Annotated in this window: 19 protein-coding genes; 13 read left to right on the top strand and 6 right to left on the bottom strand. The window is 70.1% G+C overall.

All coding sequences use genetic code 11. The features are described 5' to 3' along the window. Nucleotides 1-99: 99 nt before the first annotated feature. The 5 genes from BLR49_RS04200 (at nt 100) to BLR49_RS12965 (ending at nt 5,015) form a co-directional block, all read left to right on the top strand. Nucleotides 100-771, top strand: a complete 672-nt coding sequence (locus BLR49_RS04200; RefSeq protein ID WP_092533900.1) for a hypothetical protein — start codon at nt 100-102, stop codon at nt 769-771. Between the two features lie 95 nt (nt 772-866). Then, complete coding sequence (locus tag BLR49_RS04195) at nt 867-1,568, top strand: hypothetical protein (RefSeq protein WP_092533897.1); 702 nt, start codon at nt 867-869, stop codon at nt 1,566-1,568. 68 nt (nt 1,569-1,636) lie between these two features. Next, nucleotides 1,637-1,819, top strand: a complete 183-nt coding sequence (locus BLR49_RS04190) for an Rv0909 family putative TA system antitoxin (protein WP_092533895.1) — start codon at nt 1,637-1,639, stop codon at nt 1,817-1,819. A gap of 48 nt (nt 1,820-1,867) precedes the next feature. Then, on the top strand, nt 1,868-4,183 hold the full coding sequence (locus BLR49_RS04185; RefSeq protein WP_092533893.1) for a prolyl oligopeptidase family serine peptidase: 2,316 nt from the start codon (nt 1,868-1,870) through the stop codon (nt 4,181-4,183). A gap of 73 nt (nt 4,184-4,256) precedes the next feature. Beyond that, entirely contained in the window at nt 4,257-5,015 is a 759-nt protein-coding gene (locus tag BLR49_RS12965) for a hypothetical protein (RefSeq protein ID WP_143013695.1), read from the top strand. A 590-nt stretch (nt 5,016-5,605) separates the two neighbouring features. Here the strand turns inward: BLR49_RS12965 and BLR49_RS04175 are convergent. The 6 genes from BLR49_RS04175 to dnaK form a co-directional block, all read right to left on the bottom strand. Beyond that, complete coding sequence (locus tag BLR49_RS04175) at nt 5,606-6,289, bottom strand: hypothetical protein (RefSeq protein WP_092533888.1); 684 nt, start codon at nt 6,287-6,289, stop codon at nt 5,606-5,608. Nucleotides 6,290-6,315: 26 nt separating this feature from the next. After that, the gene (locus tag BLR49_RS04170; protein ID WP_092533885.1) at nt 6,316-6,822 is read right to left on the bottom strand and encodes a hypothetical protein; all 507 of its coding nucleotides are present in this window, start codon (nt 6,820-6,822) and stop codon (nt 6,316-6,318) included. 73 nt (nt 6,823-6,895) lie between these two features. Then, the gene (locus tag BLR49_RS04165; protein ID WP_092533882.1) at nt 6,896-7,399 is read right to left on the bottom strand and encodes a heat shock protein transcriptional repressor HspR; all 504 of its coding nucleotides are present in this window, start codon (nt 7,397-7,399) and stop codon (nt 6,896-6,898) included. Then, complete coding sequence (locus BLR49_RS04160; RefSeq protein ID WP_092533880.1) at nt 7,396-8,427, bottom strand: DnaJ C-terminal domain-containing protein; 1,032 nt, start codon at nt 8,425-8,427, stop codon at nt 7,396-7,398. Before BLR49_RS04160 ends, BLR49_RS04165 begins: the two co-directional genes overlap by 4 nt. A 46-nt stretch (nt 8,428-8,473) precedes the next feature. Next, on the bottom strand, nt 8,474-9,061 hold the full coding sequence (locus BLR49_RS04155; RefSeq protein WP_092533964.1) for a nucleotide exchange factor GrpE: 588 nt from the start codon (nt 9,059-9,061) through the stop codon (nt 8,474-8,476). A 101-nt stretch (nt 9,062-9,162) separates the two neighbouring features. Then, a complete protein-coding gene (dnaK, locus tag BLR49_RS04150; protein WP_092533877.1) occupies nt 9,163-11,022 on the bottom strand; it encodes a molecular chaperone DnaK in 1,860 nt (619 codons plus the stop codon). Between the two features lie 571 nt (nt 11,023-11,593). On the opposite strand from dnaK, the gene BLR49_RS04145 reads away from it, so the two are divergent. From BLR49_RS04145 to feoB, 8 genes are all read left to right on the top strand, one after another. After that, entirely contained in the window at nt 11,594-12,007 is a 414-nt protein-coding gene (locus BLR49_RS04145) for a serine/threonine protein phosphatase (protein ID WP_092533874.1), read from the top strand. A gap of 450 nt (nt 12,008-12,457) precedes the next feature. Beyond that, nucleotides 12,458-13,765 (top strand): MFS transporter, encoded by a 1,308-nt coding sequence (locus BLR49_RS04140; RefSeq protein ID WP_092533871.1) that lies wholly within the window; start codon nt 12,458-12,460, stop codon nt 13,763-13,765. A 157-nt stretch (nt 13,766-13,922) separates the two neighbouring features. After that, nucleotides 13,923-15,575, top strand: a complete 1,653-nt coding sequence (locus BLR49_RS04135) for a bifunctional phosphatase PAP2/diacylglycerol kinase family protein (RefSeq protein WP_342706627.1) — start codon at nt 13,923-13,925, stop codon at nt 15,573-15,575. A gap of 216 nt (nt 15,576-15,791) precedes the next feature. Continuing rightward, nucleotides 15,792-17,228: a Mur ligase family protein gene (locus BLR49_RS04130; protein WP_092533868.1), complete on the top strand. Its 1,437-nt coding sequence runs from the start codon at nt 15,792-15,794 to the stop codon at nt 17,226-17,228. After that, complete coding sequence (locus BLR49_RS04125; RefSeq protein WP_092533865.1) at nt 17,225-17,989, top strand: type 1 glutamine amidotransferase; 765 nt, start codon at nt 17,225-17,227, stop codon at nt 17,987-17,989. Before BLR49_RS04130 ends, BLR49_RS04125 begins: the two co-directional genes overlap by 4 nt. Before the next feature lie 6 nt (nt 17,990-17,995). After that, nucleotides 17,996-18,487, top strand: coding sequence for an NUDIX hydrolase (locus tag BLR49_RS04120; RefSeq protein ID WP_092533862.1), 492 nt, complete (start codon nt 17,996-17,998; stop codon nt 18,485-18,487). Between the two features lie 237 nt (nt 18,488-18,724). Next, the gene (locus BLR49_RS04115) at nt 18,725-19,051 is read left to right on the top strand and encodes a FeoA family protein (protein WP_092533859.1); all 327 of its coding nucleotides are present in this window, start codon (nt 18,725-18,727) and stop codon (nt 19,049-19,051) included. Next, on the top strand, nt 19,048-21,186 hold the full coding sequence (feoB, locus tag BLR49_RS04110) for a ferrous iron transporter B (RefSeq protein WP_092533856.1): 2,139 nt from the start codon (nt 19,048-19,050) through the stop codon (nt 21,184-21,186). The genes BLR49_RS04115 and feoB overlap by 4 nt, the downstream gene beginning before the upstream one ends. Nucleotides 21,187-21,339: the final 153 nt, after the last annotated feature.

Raw genomic sequence — 21,339 nt, 5'->3', positions numbered from 1 at the left:
CCGCTGGGGTGGGATGCGGGAATCCGGCTCGCGCCCACCGCCAACAGCTCATACCGGAACCTTCAGCAGCACCCGCAGCAGCCAACCCAAAGGATTCCCATGACCCGCCTGCCCCGCAGAACCGCCCTGACCGCCACCTTCACCGCCGCGCTGGCGGCCTCGCTCGTCGCCTGCTCCGGCTCCAACAACGCGGAAAGCACCGCCACCGCAACCGCGCAGGAGACGGCACCGGCCACGCCTTCGCCGAGCCCGAGCCCAACCCCCGCCAACACCATGGTCGAGTTCCCCGACGGCAGCTACGCAATCTGGATCCCGTCCGACTGGGCGGTACTCACCAGTGACGATGCCGACGACGACGAACTCGTGAACGCCTACGCCCAGGCCACGGGCCAGGACGCGGATGCGGCACGGCAGAGGCTCGGGACCTACCAGGTGATCAGCGCCAGCCACGCGGACTCGGGCGAGACGGCGGAGATCACCGCTCAGGTCAACCACGACTCCGCCGAGTTGCGCATGAAGGACGACTTCATGCAGGAGCTGAACGAAAGCGGCACCGAGTACACCGACTTCGATGGGACGACGCTGTACTCGACGTTTAGTACGTACACAACCGTGAGCTATACCCTGAATCAGGGCGGGACCCCGCAGTACGTCGCCGTCGTCCACACGCAGACTTCGGAGGAGAACGCCACGGTCACCGTGACGGCCTCCACCAACGCGTCCGCCGAGCGGGCGCAAGAACTGGTCGAGGAAGCGGTCCCGCTCTTATAGCCGTCGGGCACCCACACGCTCGGCGACCAAGCCGCCCTGCCATTACAAGCCACTACGAACCATCACAAACCATTACGACCACAAAGGAACCACCCATGACCCGCTCTACCCACCTGCCCCGCCCGCTGACTCTGGCCGCCACCGGCCTGGCCGCCGTCGTCCTGACCGCGTCCATGTCCGCCTGCTCGTCGAACTCAAGTGACGCGAGCTCCGCCTCCGACCCGGTGGTCGCCGTCGAAACCACCGGCACGGAGGCGGACGCCGATGCCGAAGACTCCACCGCGGCCGTTCCCGAGGGCTTCACGCTGGTCGAGGTGCCGGAGTACGGCATCTCCGTGGCCGTTCCCTCCGACTGGGACACCCTGACCTCCGCCAACGCCTCCGACGGCGAGCTGGTCGGTCGCATCGCGCAGGCACTCGGCCACTCCGAGGACGAGGTCAATGCCGACCTTGAGGACACGCCCCTGACCAGCGTTGACACCGCCTCAGACAGCGACATCCCGCCGAGCCTCGTCTTGGGCCGGGTCGATGGGGACGGCGCCCTGCCGTCCGAGGACCGCCTAAAGCAGCTGGCGGAGACCAACGACGTCGACTCCACCGACTACGAGCCGACCACCTCCGGCAGCGGCGCCGACGCCGCCGTCTTCGCGGTGCGCGCCTTGGAGGACGGCACGCAGTACTACCTCTCCGTCGTCTCCGTAACCAACGGCGATGACTCCTACTACGCGACGGTGATCATCACCCATTCAGAGCACCAGGTTAAGGAGATCTCCGACGCCGTGCTCGCCTCCCTCTGAAGCGCACGTGTCATACTGCACGAATGGGACGCCGGCCGGCTTCCCGTCAGTCGACGAAAGGAATCGCTATGGGACTCGATGACCTGAAGAAGAAGGCCGAGGGCGTCGTCAGCTCCGACAAGGTCGAGGAGGTCTCCGACAAGGTCCTCGACAAGGCCGCAGAGGCCGCCAAGAAGGCAACCGGCGGCAAGTTCGACTCCCAGGTCGACTCCGCCCGCGACGCCGCCGACAAGGCCATCGGCAACGAGTGATGCCCACTGCGGCACCGTCCGGCGCCGACCGGCCGTAGAGTCGGTCAGGTGACCACCGCGCCCGTTCCCCCTTCGTCCGCTCTGGAGCCCGTCCCCGACTGGCTCGACGACATCGAGGGGGAGCGGGCGCTGGCATGGGTGGCGCGGCGCAATGCCGCCACCCGCGCCGCCTTCGACGACGCCCCCGGGTTCGCCGAGCTGCGCGCCGACATCGAGACGATTCTCGACGCCCCGGATCGGATTCCCCGGGTCGGCCAGGCGGTCGGCGCGCTGTACAACTTCTGGACCGACGCCGGCCACCCGCGCGGCCTGTGGCGGCGCACCACCTGGGACTCCTACCGGACTGGTCCTACTACCGACTGGGAGGTGCTGCTCGACCTCGACGCGCTGGGCGCGCAGGAGCGCACCAGCTGGGTGTGGCACGGCGCCGCCGTGCTGCGCACCGGACCGCTGGCGGGCCGCCGCGCCCTGGTCACGCTGTCCGACGGCGGCGCGGACACGGATGTCACCCGCGAGTTCGACCTCGATGCGCGCAGCTTCCTGCCCGCCTCCCCCACGGCCGCAGCGGGCTTCCACCGGGAGGCGTCCAAGGGCTTCCTGGCCTGGGCCGATGACGCCGGCGAGGCGGCGCTGCTGGCCACCGACTTCGGCCCCGGCTCCCTCTCCCCCGCGGGCTACCCCCGGCAGGTGCGCCGACTGCGCCGCGGGCAGGACCCCAGCGAGGGCGAGGTGCTACTCACCGCGGCCGCAGACGACGACGGCGCCTGGGCCTACCGCGACCGTTGGGGCCGCACCTGGCTGCTGACCCATCCTGACTTCCACACCGAGGAGCTGTGGCTGCTGCCCGACGGCGCCCCTACCCTCCCGGCGGCCGACGCCGACCGGTGCCTGGCCGGCACGGGCGTGGCGGTGGCGCCGGGCGCCCTGCACGTGGACGTGCCTGCCTCGGCGGCGGTCACCCCCGCCTGGGACCTGCTGCTGATCGAGCTGCGCGATGACTGGGAGGCCGCCGATCGTTCCTATCCTGCCGGGTCGCTCCTGACCGCCCCCATCGACGCCTTCCTCGACGGCTCCCGCGAGCTCCAGGTGCTGTTCACCCCGACGCCGACCACCTCACTGAGCGGCTTCACCGTCACCGCCCATCACCTGGTGCTCACGCTCCTGGACGACTGCGTCACCACGCTGGAGGTGCTCACCCCCGCCGACCCGGACGGCGTCGGCCCCTGGTCGCGGCACCGCCCCCGGCTGGGAGCTCTCCTCGGCGACGCCGCCGCGCCCGTGGCCCCGCAGGCCCCCTCGGCACCGGCAGCGGCACCCGGGACCCTCACGGCCGCGGCCGGGTCTCCGAGTCCCGCGGCCGCAGACCCGACCCTGCTGCGGCCCGGGCGAGCCCTGCTGAACGTCTCCGCGAGCGCCGTCGATTCCCTGGAGGACGACCGGCTGTGGCTGACCGTCTCCTCCTTCACCCGGCCCAGCACCCTGGCCGTGGGCGCTCTGGATGCGGACGGCGAGCTGGACGGCGTCGAGGTGCTGCGGGCCGCGCCCGCGCGCTTCGACGCGCGCGGAGTGGTCGTTACTCAGCACGTGGCCGTCTCGGACGACGGCACGCGGGTGCCGTACTTCCAGATCGGTCGGCCCCGGCTCGACGACGCGGGCAGTCCGCTGCCGTCGCCGACGCTCCTGTACGGCTACGGCGGCTTCGAGGTCTCGCTCGGTATCAACTATCTGCCGATCACCGGCCGCGCCTGGCTGGAGCGCGGCGGCACCTACGTGGTGGCCAACATCCGCGGCGGCGGCGAGTACGGGCCGGCCTGGCACCGGACGGGACTGAAGCAGCACCGGCACCGGGTCTACGAGGACTTCGCGGCCGTGGCGCGGGCGCTGGTCGAGCGCGGGGTGACCGCCCCGAAGCAGTTGGCGGTGCACGGCGGCTCCAATGGCGGGCTGCTGGTGGGAGTCATGCTCACCCGCTACCCGCAGCTGGTGGGCGCGGTGGTGTGCGAGGTGCCGCTGCTGGACATGCGCCGCTACCACCGACTGCTGGCGGGCGCCTCCTGGGAGGCGGAGTACGGGAACCCGGACGACCCGGAGCAGTGGGAGTTCATCCGCGAGTTCTCACCGTTCCACCTGCTGCAGCCGGGGCGCACCTACCCGCCGGTGCTGCTGGTGACCTCCACGCGGGATGACCGGGTGCACCCGGCCCACGCGCGCACCATGGCCTATCGCATGCTGGCGCTGGGGCAGGACGTGACCTACTTCGAGAACGGCGAGGGCGGGCACGGGCGCGCCGCCACCAGCGCGCAGCGGGCCTACATGTACGCCCTGGAGCACGAATTCGCCTGGCGGGCGCTGACACGCCGCTGACGAACTGCTGACAAGCTAAGTGTATGCCATTACAATAGGAGACTCGCCATAGGTTCCTGCACAGGAGGGCACCATGATCCCTGTTTCCCGACGGTCTCTACTCACCGCCACGGCCGTGACTACCGCCGCGGGCGCGACGTCATCATGTGCTGCACTTGGCACCGCCACAGAGGCCGCCGGAGCGGCACTCTCCAACCCCGCCGTGCAGAGCTTCCTCATTCAACTCGCTGCCACAATTGGCGCCGAACTCGCACTGGACTGGATCCGTGGCGACACCGAACCCCTGAGCGACTGGGAGGACAGTATTGACGCAAAATGGGGCGAGTGGCACGAAAGCGATGATGTAGGCTGGTGCAGCCCGCTTAGAGTATACGTCGACAACGACAGTCGACCCAGCATTGTTGTTAAACGCTTTTATGCGGACGATGCTGAATGTAAAACCAGCGATAGGACAAGAGATCCCTTGAACGACCATGTGGGAGTTTTCCTCGATTCCGGGAAGGACGCCGTGCTCCTCCCAGCGTGGGCGTGGCAGACGGTCATGATGTTCGCGGAGCAGCAGCGGATGGGCAAGGAGGGCGCCGACCTGAAACAGGTCGACCAACTCCTGAAGCTCGCACTGCAGCCCACCAGTTCCAAGACTGACAGCCACGAAACCTGGGCGAACGCCGTGTCCACCGTATCCTGGGGCACCGTTTGTGGACCGGTGGATGTGGGCAGGATCGAAAACGACGACCACACCTATCGTGGCATCATCAAGGTTGCCGGATTCCCGGACGAGTTCGGCGAGTCCATAGTGTTTGAGAACAACCTCCCCACCGAGTCCGCATAAGCGGCTGTCCGGTTCGCGGGTGCGGCGCTTGGCCTGGGCGCTCGCCGGATGGCCGGCGGAGTGGACGGTTGGTACCCGCGGGCCGGGGCGTTCCTGCGTGCACGCAGGCAAGTGGAGCCAGCCGTGAGCGCGAGCGTACTGGGACGTCTGCTACGCCGGTTGGGCGTTAACAACGCTACTTAACGTTCTGCTGTATACCTCGGAGCCCTTCAGCAGACGGTTAACAGGCGTTGTTAACCCCTAAGTGGCGTTGCAGACGGTGAAGTTGCGTAGCAGACGGACCCGGTTCCGGGCACAGGTATACAGGTATATCGAGTTCGGCTTGTGGGTGTGGTGGGGTGGGCGGTGTACGCCCAGGCCCCCGGGGGCGGGGTGTCCGAGTTCGGCACAAAGGCCGCCGACAGCCCCGAGGGCGGGCATAGAAACCGCATGATTCCAATGTTCTGTCTGCGGCTGCCGACAGCACTGGAGCCGTTTGTGCCGATCTCGGACATTTTGGACCGCCGCACAACGGATTCCGCGCCAGCGACGACCCACCCGGCATGAATGCCCGCAAGACGCTCGGTAGTCAGGAGGACGGCGCAAACGTCTTAGCGGCGGGCGCGGGCGGCGCCGACCACGGTGGTGACCAGGCCGGCGACGCCACAGGCGCCGGCGCCCAGTATCAGCACGGCGGCCAGCGGGATGCGGTCGAAGTTCATGGGCGGCCCCACCACCAGGCCGCTGGTGCCGGCGGGGCAGGAGACGCTGTAGGCGCCGCTCTGTCGCGCCGTGAAGGTGGCGTAGGGCACCCCCGCCTCGGGGGTGTCGAGAATGACCGATACCCCGTCGGGGTCACTGACCGCGCAGCCGGTGGTGGCCGTGGCGGAGGTGCCGTACAGCCCGGCCGCCGTGCCAGCCTCCAGGTAGACCGCGCCGCCCTCGCCGAGCGGTGTGCCCTGGGTGAGGGAGCCGTCCACTGCCGCCATGACGCCGGCCACCAGCAGCAGGGGCGGCAGCACCAGCATGAGCACCAGGCCGACGCCGAGGATGCGCCACCGGTGCGGACGGCGCGGGGTGGGACCGCCGGATCCGCCGCCCCAGCGCCCGCTGGGCGCCACACCGGTGCGCCGCCGGAAGGCGTCGTCGGCCGAGGCCGCAGAGACCCGCCGCGATGCCGGGGCGGGTGCGCCCGGCGGTTCTATGCCCTGCTCGCGCAGGTAGGCGGCGAGTTCCTCGGGGCTCAGGCGCTTGCCGTAGCGGGGCTCGCCGTCCTCGGTCTCGTACGCCGCCACCGGTGCTCCGTGGTTCGCTTGCGCCGTCAGGCCGAGGCGTCGGCCTTGGGGGCGCCGACCTTCGCCGCGATCTCAATGATGAGTCGCAGGATCAGGACGTTGACCACGACCTTCGGGATGTCCACGAAGAGATTCAGCAGGAAGTCGCCGAAGCTGAAGTAGACGCTGCCGTCGTAGCTGGAGTGGTAGTAGGTCGCGTCGAATGCGCCGAAGACCCAGGCCACCAGGTACAGGACCAGGCCCACGGTGAAGATCGTCTTGCCGTACTTGGAGGCGAAGTCGCGGGCGCCGTCGAACAGGTTGGTCATGAAGGAATCGGCCTTGGGCGCGGAGCCCTGAGCGTACTGGCCGCCGGCGTAGGCGGCCTGCTGGAACTGGCCGGGGGCGGCCTGGCCGGGCTGTGCGGCCTGAGCCGGCTGGTACTGGGGCGGCTGCTGCGCCTGCTGGGGATACTGCTGCGGGTTGTAGCTGCCCGCGGCGGAACCGGCCGACGGCGGGATGTACGGCTGCCCGGGGTTGGGCGACTGAGTCATTGCGCGTGTTCCTTCGCTTCGTGTTGCAGTAACGCGATCAGCCTACCGCCCGTGGTCCGCAACCTCACTCGCCTCACCACGAGCGGCGCACCACAATGGCGGTGCCGGGCCGACCGGAGGAGCCGCCGACGGCCCCGTTCCCGGCGGCGGCCTGGGCGTCCGGCCGCGTGCGGGCGCGCCGACCGGGGGCGACCGGGACGACCTGCACCTCGCCGTCGGCGGCCGCGGCGAAGACCCGTTCGACGGCGGCCTGGCGGGCGCGCAGGGAGCGGTTCTCCTCCTCCAGCCGCTCCAGCCGCCGCTCCAGGTCGAGGATGCGGCGGATGCCCTCCAGGTTGATGCCCTCCTGGCTCAGCGCCTGCACGCGCCGCAGCCGCTCGACGTCGCGGTGCGAGTAGCGCCGCCCCCGCCCGGACGCGCGGGCGGGGGTGACCAGGCCCAGGCGGTCGTACTGCCTGAGGGTCTGGGGGTGCATGCCGGCCAGCTCCGCGGCCACGGAGATGACGTAGACGGCCCGCTCGTCGGCGTCCTCGGCGAGGAAGTCGACGCCCTGGCCCGTCAGCCGCCGGGTGGTCACCGTGCCGCCTCCCGGGCGAGGCTCGCGCGCGGATCGGACTCCATCGCCTTGTCGAAGGCCTCCAGGGCGGCCTTGGCCTCCTTGGAGAGCTTCTTCGGCACGGCCACCTGGACGGTGACCAGCAGATCGCCGGTCTTCTTGGCCGTGGCCACTCCCTTGCCGCGCAGCCGCAACACCGTGCCGGAGGAGGTGCCGGGCTTGATGCGCACCCGGCTGGTCTTGCCGTCCAGGAGCGGCACCTCGACGGTGGCGCCGAGTGCCGCCTCCTTGAGGGTGACCGGCAGGTCCATGCGCAGGTTGGCGGGGTTGACCGGATCGATGGAGTACACCGGGTGCTTGGCCACCGAGATGGTCACCACCATGTCGCCGTTCTCCCCGCCGTTCGTACCCGGCCGCCCCTTGCCGCGCAGGCGGATCTTCTGCCCGTCGTGCACGCCGGCGGGGATGCGCACGGTGATGGTGCGCCCGTCGGCGGTGAGCTCGGCGAGGGTGCCGGATACGGCGTCGCGCAGCGAGAGCGTGGCATTGGTGAGCACATCCGGCCCCTTGACCGGCTGCGGCTGGGAGGAGAACCCGCCGAAGCCGAAGGGGCCGCGTCCGCGCCGCCCGCCCCCGGCGCCTCCCGGGGCCGCGCCGCCGAACATGCGCAGCAGATCCTCGAGGTCCTCCTGGGAGGCGCCGCCGGAGGTGGAGTAGCGCACGTTCGGGCCGCCGCTGCCGAACATCGAGGAGAAGATGTCCTCGAAGCCGGCGCCGGCGCCCCCGGTGCCGGAGGTGAAGCGTGCGCCGCCGCCCGCCATGGAGCGGATGGCGTCGTACTGCTGGCGCTCCTTGGCGTCCGACAGCACGGCGTAGGCCTCGCCGATCTCCTTGAACTTCTCCGCCGCCGCGGCGTCACCGGGATTGCGGTCGGGGTGGTACTTCTTGGCGAGCGCGCGGTAGGCCTTCTTGATCGCGGCGGAGTCGGCGTCCTTGGCGACGCCTAGGACCGCGTAGAAGTCCTTGGTCATCCAGTCCTGACTGGCCATGGCTCACCGCCTCCTTTCTGTTCCTGCTTCCGTTTCGGGATCCGCCTCAGGCCGGGTTGGCGACCTGCACCCGGGCCGCGCGGACCACCCGGTCGCCGAGCCGGTAGCCGGGCTGGAGCACCAGCGCGATGCTCGGCTCGGTCACCTCGTCCGACTCGGTGGCCATGAGGGCCTCGTGGAGCTTGGGGTCGAACACGTCCCCGGCCGTGCCGAAGCGCTCCAGGCCGAACTTGTCGGCCAGGATCTGCTCCAGCTTGCCCGCAATCGTGGCGAAGGTGCCGGTCAGGTCGCCGTGCTGGCGGGCCAGCTCGATCTCGTCGAGCACCGGGATCAGGGTCTCGACGACGCTCGCCTGCCCCGCCTCGCGGTGCCCGGCCGCGCTCTCGCGCGAGCGGCGCACGAAGCCCTGGTACTCCTGCTGCAGGTTGTACAGGTCCGCACGGGCGCGGGCCAGGTCGTCGGCCGCCTGGGCGGCCTGGGCCCGGGCCTGCTCCAGCTCCGAGGGAGCCTCGAGCTCGGTGGTCTCCGCGCCTTCGGGCCCCGCCTCACCCTGTGGGGCGTCGGCCTGAGCGGAGGCGCCCAGGTCGACGCCGTCGAAGGCGGACTCGATCTCGTCGGCGAGCGCCGGATCGATCCCGCCGGCGCCGGCAGCGGCGTCGGCGGGCCGGTCCTGGCCGTAGTCCCGGCCCGAGCCGGATGCAGAGCCCTCGTCGGGGCGCTTGTCCGGGTCGGTGCTCACTTGGCGTCCTCGTCGTCGATGATCTCGGCGTCCACGACGTCGTCGTCCTCGGAGGAGGACTGCGTCTGGGAGGAGTCGGCACCGCCGGCGGCCTGGGCGGCCTGCTCGGAGGCGTACAGGGCCTGACCGATCTTCTGGGAGACCTCGTTCAGCTTCTCCTGGGCGGCCTTGACCGGCTCGATGTCGGTGCCCTCCAGGGCCTTCTTGAGCTCGTCGACGGCGGCGGAGACCTCGGAGCTGACGTCCTCGGGCAGCTTGTCCTTGTTCTCCTTCAGGAGCTTGTCGATGGAGTAGGCCTGCTGCTCCGCCATGTTGCGGGTCTCGGCCTCCTCACGACGCTTCTTGTCCTCCTCGGCGTGGGCCTCGGCCTCCTTGACCATGCGGTCGATGTCCTCCTTGGGCAGGGCGGAGCCGCCGGAGATCGTCATCGACTGCTCCTTGCCGGTGCCGCGGTCCTTGGCGGACACGTGCACGATGCCGTTGGCGTCGATGTCGAAGGAGACCTCGATCTGCGGGATGCCGCGGGGGGCCGGGGCGATGCCGGTCAGCTCGAAGGTGCCCAGGGGCTTGTTGTCGCGGGCGAACTCGCGCTCGCCCTGGTAGACCTGGATGAGCACGGAGGGCTGGTTGTCCTCGGCGGTGGAGAAGACCTCGGAGCGCTGCGTCGGGATGGCCGTGTTGCGCTCGATGAGCTTGGTCATGACGCCGCCCTTGGTCTCGATGCCGAGGCTGAGGGGGGTGACGTCGATCAGCAGCACGTCCTTGCGGTCACCCTGGATCACGCCGGCCTGCAGGGAGGCGCCGACGGCGACGACCTCGTCGGGGTTGACGCCCTTGTTGGGCTCCTTGCCGCCGGTCAGCTCGCGCACGACGTCGGTGACGGCGGGCATGCGGGTGGAGCCGCCGACCAGCACCACGTGGTCGATCTCGGACAGGGAGACGCCCGCGTCCTTGATGACGTTGTGGAAGGGGACCTTGGTGCGCTCGAGCAGGTCCGCGGTCATCTCCTCGAACTGGGCGCGGGTCAGGCGCTCGTCGAGGTGGATGGGGCCGGCCTCGCTCATGGACAGGTACTGCAGGTTGATGTCGGTGCTCATCGCGGAGGAGAGCTCCTTCTTGGCCTGCTCGGAGGCGTCCTTGAGGCGCTGCATGGCGATCTTGTCCTTGGACAGGTCCACGCCGGACTTGTCCTTGACCTGCTTGACCAGCCAGTTGACGATGCGGGCGTCCCAGTCGTCGCCGCCCAGGCGGTTGTCGCCGTTGGTGGCGCGCACCTGGATGGTGGAGAAGCCGTCGTCGTCCTTGCCGACCTCCAGCAGGGAGACGTCGAAGGTGCCGCCGCCCAGGTCGAAGACGAGGATGAGCTCGTCCTCCTTGCCCTTGTCCAGGCCGTAGGCGAGGGCCGCGGCGGTGGGCTCGTTGACGATGCGGTCCACCGTGAGGCCCGCGATGGTGCCGGCCTCCTTGGTGGCCTGGCGCTCGGCGTCGTTGAAGTAGGCGGGGACGGTGATGACCGCGTTGGTGACGCTCTCACCGAGGTAGGCCTCGGCGTCTGCCTTCAGCTTGGCCAGGATGCGGGCGCTGATCTCCTGGGCGGTGTACTTCTTACCGTCGATCTCGACGGACCAGTCGGTGCCCATGTGGCGCTTGACGGAGGAGATGGTGCGCTCGACGTTGGTAACCGCCTGGCGCTTGGCGACCTCGCCGACCAGCACCTCGCCGGACTTGGAGAAGGCGACCACGGACGGCGTGGTGCGCCCGCCCTCGGCGTTCGGGATGATGGTGGGCTCGCCACCCTCGAGTACGGCGATGGCGGAGTTGGTGGTTCCGAGGTCGATGCCTACAGCACGTGCCATGGGAGCTCCTTGATGTCTCGTAGTGTTGAAGTTGAGCGGTATGCACTCAGGATCATGGTTGAGCGGGGGCTTGTCAATTCCACACGCCACAACCTTGAGTCTGATGCACTCAACCTTGAGCGGGGCGGTTCTATTCCGCGGCGGTCATGACCTGGATTACGCCCCGCCCCTGGAAGCCGCCCGAACACACCCCGCACGCCACCCGAGCGCTACCAGAGCACCCCACCGCGCCGAGATCGGTAGAAGTTACGTGCCGAGATCGGTAGAAGTTACGTGCCGAGATCGGTAGAAGTTACGTGCCGAGATCGGTAGTAGCTGCTCGGCGCCCGGGGCCGGCCATCCTCTAAGCGCTGCCAGCGGTCGGGCCGCCGACAAATTAGGGGCGAGCATTGCCTGAAACGGTCACAAACGCCGGACACAGCAGCTCGTCCCGTTTTCGCAGCCGCGTGATTCCAACGATTACCGAGTCGCCTTCAGGCGTGGCAGGCGCGTTTGTGACCGTTTGCGACAGTGCGGAACCCTTCCGGACGGCGCGACGCCCCTCCCCGACCACACGCATAGTCTGGGTCACATGCGCCCCGAGCACCCGCACACCCGGCCCGACGTCTCCGCTGACGTCTTCGACCACCGGCGCCGCGAGGACGGCGAGCACGTCGGCTATATCGAGATGCGCCCCGACGGCAGCTTCGTGCCCTACGACCTGCTCTGGACCCCGCGCGGCGCGGACCTGGAACTGGACGAGGCCGAAGCCGTCCTCGACGAGATCGGCCTGCGCCTGCTGGCCCAGGACTGGCTCCTCGCGGAAGACGCTGGCACCGACGACGGGACCATCTGGGTACCCGTAAGAATCAGTGAGATTCACCGGGACCGCGTGGTCGTCGCCAGAGTCGCGCATGAGCTGTCGGGCCGCGTCGCGAAGGCGGTCACTTGGGCGGGAGCCGTTGAGCTGGAGCTACCGACGGCGCGCCTGCGCCCGGCACGGTGAAAAATGTCCGAGATCGGCACAAACACCACAGACACCCCGTCACGAGCACGCACAAATCCGCATGATTCCAATGATTCGAGATTCGGGTGTCGGTACTGCCGACGCGTTTGTCCCGAATCTGGACAACCTGCAGACCCGACACCGCCAACACGGCACCAACACGAGCGCAGTCATCCGGGACGCCAGTACCTCGCCAGCGCCTGAACGCCGCGTTCGACGACTGACTCGAGGGCCCGTGCGATGCGACAGATCCGGCCGGCCCGACTCGACAAGACCCGCAGCAAGGCGCCGGTCGGCCCCCGCGCAGGAACTCACCCGGCCAGAATCACACCCCAGACAGCGCAGCACAAAACTCCGTCAAACGTTCGCATGACAGCGGCGGGCCAGCTGGTTTAGGCTGCGATATGTAGTGCACATCACACTTCTTCCCTGCTCAATGAGGAGACCCCTATGGCAGAACCACCAGCACCCTCCAAGGACAGGCGCGCCACCCAGGAGGAGATCGACGCCTTCTTCGCGCCACCGCTCCAGGAGGTCAAGCCGCTATTCATCGCCTCCTACCTGGCCGCACAGCTCTTCTTCTTCATCGCCCTCATGGGACCCGCGGTCGTGTCGATCCAGAACAAGGCCATGACCTTGTTCCCGGACGACACCGCAGCCCAGGCTTCGGCCGTCTCCCAGATCGCCGGCCTGGGGGCCCTGGGCGCGGTCTTCGCCAACGTCATCTTCGGACAGGTCTCCGACCGCACCATGTGGCGCTGGGGCCGGCGCCGTCCCTGGCTGGTGATCGGCATCCTCGGCATGACCGTCGGCCTGGTGATCATGGGGCTGACCAATACCGTCCCGCTGGTCGCCATCGGCTGGCTCGTGGCCCAGATCGGCGCCAACGCGGCGCTGGCCCCCTTCGTGGCGGTGCTCTCGGACCAGGTGCCCGAGTTCCAACGTGCCCGGATCAGCTCCATGATCTCCATCGCCCAGAACCTGGCCGTGCTGGCCGCAACCTATCTATCTAACGGCCTGAAGAACAATCTCGAGGTCCTGTTCATCGCCCCGGCCATTCCGGCCATCCTGTTCATGGTCTGGTTCGCCTTCGTCCTGCCGGACAAGCAGCTGACCATCAGGCCGCCCCGGCTCGACCTCATCGGCCTGCTCAAGACCTTCTGGGTCAGCCCCATTAAGTACCCCGACTACGCCCTGGCCTGGTGGGGCCGCTTCCTCATCACGCTGTGCTCCTTCTCCTTCACCACCTACCGGCTCATGTACCTGGTCAACCGGGTCGGTCTCACGAAGGATGAAGGACTCAGCGTCCAAGCTACTTCAGTACTCATCTACACGATTGCGCTCATGGTCGCGAGCTTCCTCGGCGGCCAGCTCTCCGACCGGCTCCACCGCCGCAAGGCCTTCGTCTTCCTAGCTTCAGCACTATTCGGCGTCGGCGTCCTCATGCTGGCCCACACCACCACGGTGTCCGGGTTCTACATGGTGGAGGCGGTCATGGGCCTGGCCTACGGCGTGTACATCTCCGTGGACCTGGCGCTCGTGGTGGACGTGCTGCCCAACCCGGACAACGCCGGCAAGGACCTGGGCGTGTTCAACATCGCCAACGCCCTGCCGCAGTCGCTCGCCCCCTACATGGCCCCGTTCTTCCTGGGCATCGGCTCGCCCGAGAAGATGAACTACCCGGCCCTGTGCTACTTCGCCGGCATCTGCGCCATCATCGGCGGCGTGCTGGCCATCTTCATCAGGAAGGTGAAGTAGCCGCGCCCACCGCCCGGCGGTGCGCCCTCGACTGACGGACGGCGCGCCGCCGGGCCTCCCTCTCTCCCGCACGGACACACACGGCTCCCCACATGCAGCGCTGGTAACTTGGCGTTGCGACGCGCCGTCGCGCCACCAGCCAGCATGAAGGAGCCCCGTGCCCGTACGTCCCGACGTCTTCCCCGACCCGCCCTCCGGCCTCTCCGGCCGACTGCGCCGGTTCTGGGGGACGGGCCGCGGGCTGTGGCCGCTGTGCGCACTGGTCTTCGCCGCGTGGACCACGGTCGTGCGCGCCGGACTGACCGACCGCCTCGACTCCGCCCTGACCGCCCCCGTCCTGGCGCCGAGAACGGCTCGGGGGCAAATCCTCGAGGCGGTCTCGCTGCTGACCCACCCGCTGCTGATTTACGCGGCCATCGGCGTAGCCGCCGTCGTCAGCTACCAGCAGCGCATGCGCCGCCTGGCCACGGCCCTGGCCACCTCCCTGCTCGGTCTGCCGCTCCAGATCGCCATAGCCACCTGGATCGACCACGCCCGCCCCTCCTCGGCCTTCTCCGACTCGCTGTCCTACCGCGGCTTCGCCTATCCCGCCGGGCATGCCGTCGCCATGACCGTGGCCGCCTGGGTGCTGGTCACCCTGACCCGGGCCCGACGCCGCCCCACCTCCCAGGTGCAGCTGTGGCGCCTGGCAGGAGTCCTCGCCGTCGCCATCACCTGCGCGAGCCAGTGGGCGATGGGGCTGCAGTCCGTCTCCGACCTGATCGGCGGCGTACTGCTCGGGGCCGCCGTCGCCACCCTCGCCCTGAGCGTGGGCGGGGTTGAGGAGATCCTGGCGTCCTGGGCCCACATCGGCCTGCCGCGCACCACCGTGGACAAGCGCGCCGCCATGGTCTACAACCCCACCAAGTTCGACGACCTGTCCCTGCTGCGCCGCCGCGTGGAGTCCGAGGTGCTGGCAGCCGGCTGGCAGCCCACCCTCTGGCTGGAGACCACCCCCGACGACGCCGGCCACGAGCAGACCCGCCGCGCCCTGGCCGCCGGGGTCGACCTGGTGCTGGCCGCCGGCGGGGACGGCACCGTGCGCGCCGTCTCCGATGAGCTGGCCGGCACCGGCGTGCCCCTGGCGCTGCTGCCCACCGGCACCGGCAACCTGCTGGCCCGCAACCTGCAGGTTCCGCTGGACACCGACGCCGCCCTGCGCCTGGCCCTGTCCGGCCCCACCCGCGCCGTCGACCTCGTGCGCTGCACCTGGGACGGCGGCGAGGAGCGCTTCGTGGTGATGGCCGGCCTGGGCCTGGACGCCCGCATCATGGCCGACACCAGCGACGACCTGAAGAAGGTGATCCGCTCCGGTGCCTACGTGCTGGCCGCGGTGCAGAACGCCGTGCCGCGTCCCTTCGCCGTCGACGTGGCGCTCGACGACGGCGAGTCGACCGGCAGGTCGGCCGGCGAGCACCGGGTGGTGATGGCGCTGCTGGGCAACGTCGGCACGATCACCGGCGGCATGACGATCTTCCCGCAGGCCACTCCCGACGACGGGCTTGTGGATCTGTTGCTGACCGGCCCGAACCGGATCGCCGACTGGGCGAAGGTCGGGGCCGGCCTGCTGATCGGCCAGGACGTGGACGGCCTGAGCCACCACCAGGCCCGCCGCCTGACCCTGACCACGCCCGAGCCGGTCCCCTTCGAACTGGACGGCGACCCGGTGGGTCAAACCCGTCGGCTGGTGGCCGAGGTCGAGCCGGCCGCCCTGCGCGTCGTGGTCCCGCCCGCCTCTGCCCCCGCCTCTCGCCGAGACCGGCACAAGTAACACACCGAGACCGGCACCAATGACGTGCCGAAACCGGTCCATCCGCAAAACACGACCTTGGGGTACGTTCCACGACCCCGGGGTGGTCGTGCACTGTACCCCAAGGTCGTGCAGTGCCCCCAAGGTCGTGGAACGCACCTGCAGACGACCGCCTACCCGATCGGGCACACTCCTCTAGACTGAGGCGACCCGCCACCGACCACAGGCAGGAGCCCCATGCGTTCACGACTCACCGTCGCGCTAGGCCGCACGGCCCGCGCTCTGGCCCGCCTGCGCGGCGGCGGCTCCGGCGGCACCGCCTTCCCCGGCCTGGTCATGGAGCGCACCGACCCCGGCTTCCTCGCCCGCACCCTGGACCGGCTGCCGCACGGGGTGGTGCTGGTCTCCGGCACCAACGGCAAGACCACCACCACCAAGATGGTGGTCCAGCTCCTGCGCGACCAGGGGCTGAAGGTCTTCACCAACCGCACCGGCTCCAACTTCGTGCGCGGCGTGCTGGCGGCCCTGCTCACCGAGGTCGACGCCGTCGGCCGCCTGGACGCCGACGTCGCCGTGCTCGAGCTCGACGAGGCGCACGCCGTCCACTTCGTCCACGCCGTGAAGCCGCGGGCGGCGCTCGTGCTCAACGTCATGCGCGACCAGCTCGACCGCTTCGGCGAGATCGACTACACGGCCTCCCTGCTGCGCAAGGCCGCCCTGGCCACGCGCGACGTGGTGGTGGTCAACGCCGACGACCCGCGCCTGAACGGCGGGCGCTTCCTGGACGGACTCACCGCCCGCACCGCCGCCTTCGGGGTCGGCCCCGCCCTGCGCTCGGTGTTCCTGTCCGACGACGATCTGCGCGCCGAGCAGGCCGCCATGCCCGACGACGACGCTCCCATCTCCAGGGTATCCCCCGCCGACGCCGCCTCCCCGTGCCCGCCACCGCGCGTGCGCCTGGTGGCGCTGAACGGCAACCAGGCCACCATTGAGGTGGACGGCGCCGAGCACCGAGTCGCCTTCGCCATCCCGGGCATTCACAACGTGCTCAACGCCTGCGCCGCCCTGACCCTGGCGCTGGAGGTGCTCGGCGAGCGGGCCGACCTGCCCCGCCTGCTGGCCACCCTGTCCGAGATCCGCCCCGCCTTCGGCCGTGGCGAGGTCATCACCCTGGACGGCCGCCCGGTGCAGCTGGCGCTGGTGAAGAACCCGGCCGGCTTCCGCATGAGCCTGATGTCCGCCCCCACCGCGCAGGTCGGCACCGCGGACCGGGGCCGTCCCGGAGACGCCGCCACGGCCCCGGCCGCCTCCCCCACGCCCACCGGGGCCGACGCGCCCTCCCCGGCCGACGAGCTGATCATGGTCGCCATCAACGACGAGTACGCCGACGGCCGCGACATGTCCTGGCTGTGGGACGTGGACTTCTCCTCGCTGAAGCGGAGCGGGGTCGCCGTCGTCACGGGCGTGCGCGCCTGGGACATGGCGCTGCGGCTGCGCTACGACGAGGTGCCGGTCGGCGTCGTCGAGCCGGACCTGGAGGCCGGACTGGACGCACTGCGAGAGCGCGCCGCCGCCGAGGACCGCCCCATGCGCGTGTACACCACCTACACCGCCATGCTGGCGCTGCGCGCGCGCCTCGGGCGCCTCACCGAGGTCGAGGAGGTCATGAAGTGAGCGCCGAGCCCACCGTCTACGCCCACGCCGACGCCGGCCCCGCCCGCGGCCGCATACGCATCCTGCAGCTGTATCCGCGGGATATGAACATCTACGGCGACTGGGGCAACCTGCTGACCCTGGCCCGCCGCGGCCAGTGGCACGGCTACGACGTCGAGCTGCACTCCTACAACCCCGGTGACGCGCTGCCGGAGGAGACCGATCTGGTTCTGGGCGGCGGCGGCCAGGACTCCGGGCAGGAGCGCATCAAGGCCGACCTGATCGAGATCGGCCCGCGGCTGCGGCAGTGGGCCGACGACGGCGTGCCCATGCTGGTCATCTGCGGCCTGTACCAGCTGTTCGGGCACCGCTTCGTCACCGGCGAGGGCTCGCAGATCCCCGGCATCGGGCTGCTGGACGCACAGACCGTGGCCGGTCCGGGGCGCCTGATCGGCAACATCGTGCTCGACTCCCCCGAGTTCGGCCGGGTGGTCGGTTACGAGAATCACTCCGGGCTGACCACGCTCGGCCCCGGCGCCGAGCCCCTGGGGACGGTGCGCTCCGGCGCCGGCAACAACGGCAAGGACGGCGCGGAGGGCGCCCGGTTCAAGCACGTGATCGGCACCTACCTGCACGGGCCGCTGCTGCCGAAGAACCCGGCCGTGGCCGACTGGCTGCTGCAACGGGCGGTAGAGCTGCACGGCGGGTCCTGGGATCCGCTGCCCATTGACGACGCCGACGCCCGTCGCGCCAGCACCGTTGCTGCCGCCCGACCGAGGTGATGCACCGTGGCCACGCCTGAGTTCATCGTCGAGCTGCGCGAGAAGATCGGGCATGAGCAGCTGTGGCTGCCCGGTGTCAGCGTGGTGGTGGTGGCCCCGGACGGGCGGTTGCTGCTGGGGCGGCGCTCCGATAACGGCGCCTGGGCGGTGGTCTCAGGCATCCCGGAGCCCGGCGAGCAGCCGGCCGCCGCGGCGCGGCGCGAGTGCCTGGAGGAGACCGGTGTAGACCCCGAGATCGTCGGGGTGGCCGGGGTGAGCGCGGGGCAGCCGATCACCTTCCCCAACGGGGACCGCTGCGTGTTTATGGACATCACCTTCGCCGCCCGGGTGGATGCCGCGGCGGTGGCGCGGGCGCGCGTGGCCGACGAGGAGTCGACGGCGGTGGGCTGGTTCGCGCCGGACGCGTTGCCGAGCCCGCTGGTGGCCTCCACCCCGGGGCGCATCGACGCTGCCCTGGCCTGGCTGGCCGACCCGGCCGCGGGCGCACGCTTCCGGTGATGCGACGCATCGCGCCGCCCCTGTGCCTCGCTCCGGACCTCTGCGCACTGGTCCGAGCCTTTGCACGCTGATATGTTCCACGTCACACAATTTCCCCGAACGCTTACCACAGCCTATCCTTTACTGCGCGAGCAGGCGCCCGCGCCCGCTCGGCACCGCGACCCTCCGGGCACTCCCCGGTCGATCCGTGCCACCCGACCCGCACCACGCGTGTCACCAGGAACAAAGGAGTCAGACATGGCCGCACCCGCCACGGCCAGCACCATCCCCTCAGAGCACGCAGCCTCGACCGTTCCCCTGTCCACCCTGTGCCGCGGCACGCGCGCCCGCATCACCGCAGTATCCGCTTCCCGGGGCGAGCAGCTCGCCCGACGCCTGGCCGACCTCGGCTTCGAGCCCGGTCGCCGGCTCGAGGTGGGCCGACGCGCCCCGCTGGGCGATCCGACGGTGTACCACGTGGCCGACTACGAGATCAGCCTGCGCCGCCGCGACGCCGCCCTGGTATCCGTGGAAGTCATCGCCCCCACCACGCCGGGGGCCACGGCAGAGGAGGCCGCCGCATGAGCGCCGTCGTCGACGCCGGCACCTCCACCGGAGGCAACGACATGCCCGCCTGCCACTGCGCCGCCCATGGCCCCGGCGCCTCCGCCCCCATCGACGCCGGCGCTGCCCGCATCGCCCTGGCGGGAGCACCCAACGCCGGCAAGACCTCCATCTACAACACGCTCACCGGCCTGCGCGCCAAGACCGGCAACTACCCCGGCGTGACCGTCTCCCGCTCCCTGGGCACCTGCCGGCTCTCCGCCACCGACACCGGCGACCGGCCCGCCACCATCACCCTGGAGGACCTGCCAGGCGCCTACTCGCTGGAACCGATCAGCCCCGACGAGCGCGTCGTCCACGACGTCCTGACCGGCCACTGCGACGGCGTCGCCCCACCCGACGCCCTGCTGGTCGTCATCGACGCCACCACCCTGTCACGCTCCCTCGGCTTCGTCGCCCAGGCCCTGAACCTGGGCCTGCCCACCGCCCTGGCAGTCACCATGACCGACGAGCTCACCCGCCGCGGCGGCAGGCTCGACGTCGAGGCCCTGGGCGCCGCGCTCGGCGTGCCCGCGGTGCGGGTGATCGGCAACCGCACCACCGGCATCCCGCAGCTACGCCGCACGCTCGCCTCCTGGCGCGACTGGTCGCGCGCGCCGATCACGCCGCCGACCAGCGGCCCGGAACGGGCCTCCTGGGCAGAGTCGATCCTCGCCGCAGCGGACTACACCGCCCCCGTGCCCGACTCGCGCACCGCCGCCGTCGACCGGGTGCTGCTGCACCCACTGTGGGGCACCCTGGTGTTCTTCGCGGTCATGTTCACCTTCTTCCAGGCGATCTTCACCTGGGCCGCCCCCTTCCAGAGCGCCATCGAGACCGGCTTCGACCTCTTGAAAGACGCCGTCCACACCTGGCTCGACGCCCCCGCACCACTGCTGGCGGGACTGCTTGCCAACGGCGTGATCGGCGGCGTCGGCGAGGTACTGGTGTTCCTGCCGCAGATCGCCATCATGTTCCTGCTGATCGCCCTGATGGAGGGCGTGGGATACATGTCGCGCGCCGCCTTCCTCATGGACCGGGTGATGAGCCGGGCGGGGCTGGAGGGGCGCGCCTTCGTGGCGCTGCTGTCCTCGCTGGCCTGCGCCATCCCCGGCATCATGGCTACCCGCACCCTGCCCAGCGCCAAGGACCGCCTGGCCACCATGCTGGCGGCGCCGCTGATGACCTGCTCGGCGCGCCTGCCGGTCTACATCATCATGATCTCCCTGCTGGTCGATCCCGGGCAGCGCATCGGCCCCTTCGGCGCCGCGGGCACCATCATGTTCGGCCTGTACCTGGCCGGGGCGGTGGCGGCCATGCTGGCCGCCCGGGTGGTCAAGCGCCTGACCGACCGCGGCGGCGTGCTGCTGCCCTTCTACATGGAGATGCCGCCCTACCGGATGCCGCGCGCCCGCACGGTGGCCCTGATGGTATGGGACGCCTGCAAGGGATTCCTGAAGAAGGCCGGCACCATCATCCTGGCGGCCACCATCGTGGTCTGGGTGCTACTGAACGTGCCCATCCGCTCGGAGGCCGAGTTCACCGCCCACTGCGGCGCCAGCGCCGAGTGCGCGGCGGTCGCGGCCGCCGTGGCCGACCCCGCCTCCTCCACGGTGCTGGACGACGACGGCGCCGTCATAACCGACCCCGAGGAGTTGGAGACGCTGCTGGATGCCCAGCGCACCAGCTACACCATGGACTCCTCGCTGGCCGCCTCCATCGGCAAGACAATCGAGCCGGTGTTCGAGCCGCTCGGCTTCGACTGGCGCATCAACGTGGCGATCATGTCCTCCCTGGTGGCCCGGGAGACGGCGGTGGCCACGCTCGGCCAGATCGCCGCCGCGGGCGACCCGGAGGACCCCGGCGCCCAGCTGGAGGCCATGACCTACGCCGAGGACACGCTGGTGGCCCGAGCCGGGGAGCCCCTGTTCAACCCGGCCACGGTCGCGGCCCTGCTGGCATTCTTCGTCTTCGCCATGCAGTGCATGGCCACCGCCGGGGCGATCCGCCGGGAGACGGGCACCTGGAAGTGGTCGGTGATCGCCTACGGCTACCTGTTCGTGCTGGCCTGGGTGGCCGGTGCCGCCGCCCACGCCGTGGTGGCCGCCCTGACCTGAGCTCGCATCACCGACTCGTCCGCGTCCCGCGCCGAGGCGGTCACGATTACCACCGTCTATGGGCGGTCTTCATGTGGGATACGGTAGGCCGTGACGCGCCGCAACCTGCCTGACCGAAACTGCACGGCCTCATCCTTTGCCCCTTGTACTCAT

It is taken from the genome of Actinomyces ruminicola (assembly GCF_900103885.1).
Lineage (GTDB): Bacteria > Actinomycetota > Actinomycetes > Actinomycetales > Actinomycetaceae > Actinomyces > Actinomyces ruminicola.
The sequence above is the reverse complement of the archived record's forward strand: the minus strand, read 5'-3'. Positions and strand labels throughout refer to the sequence as shown.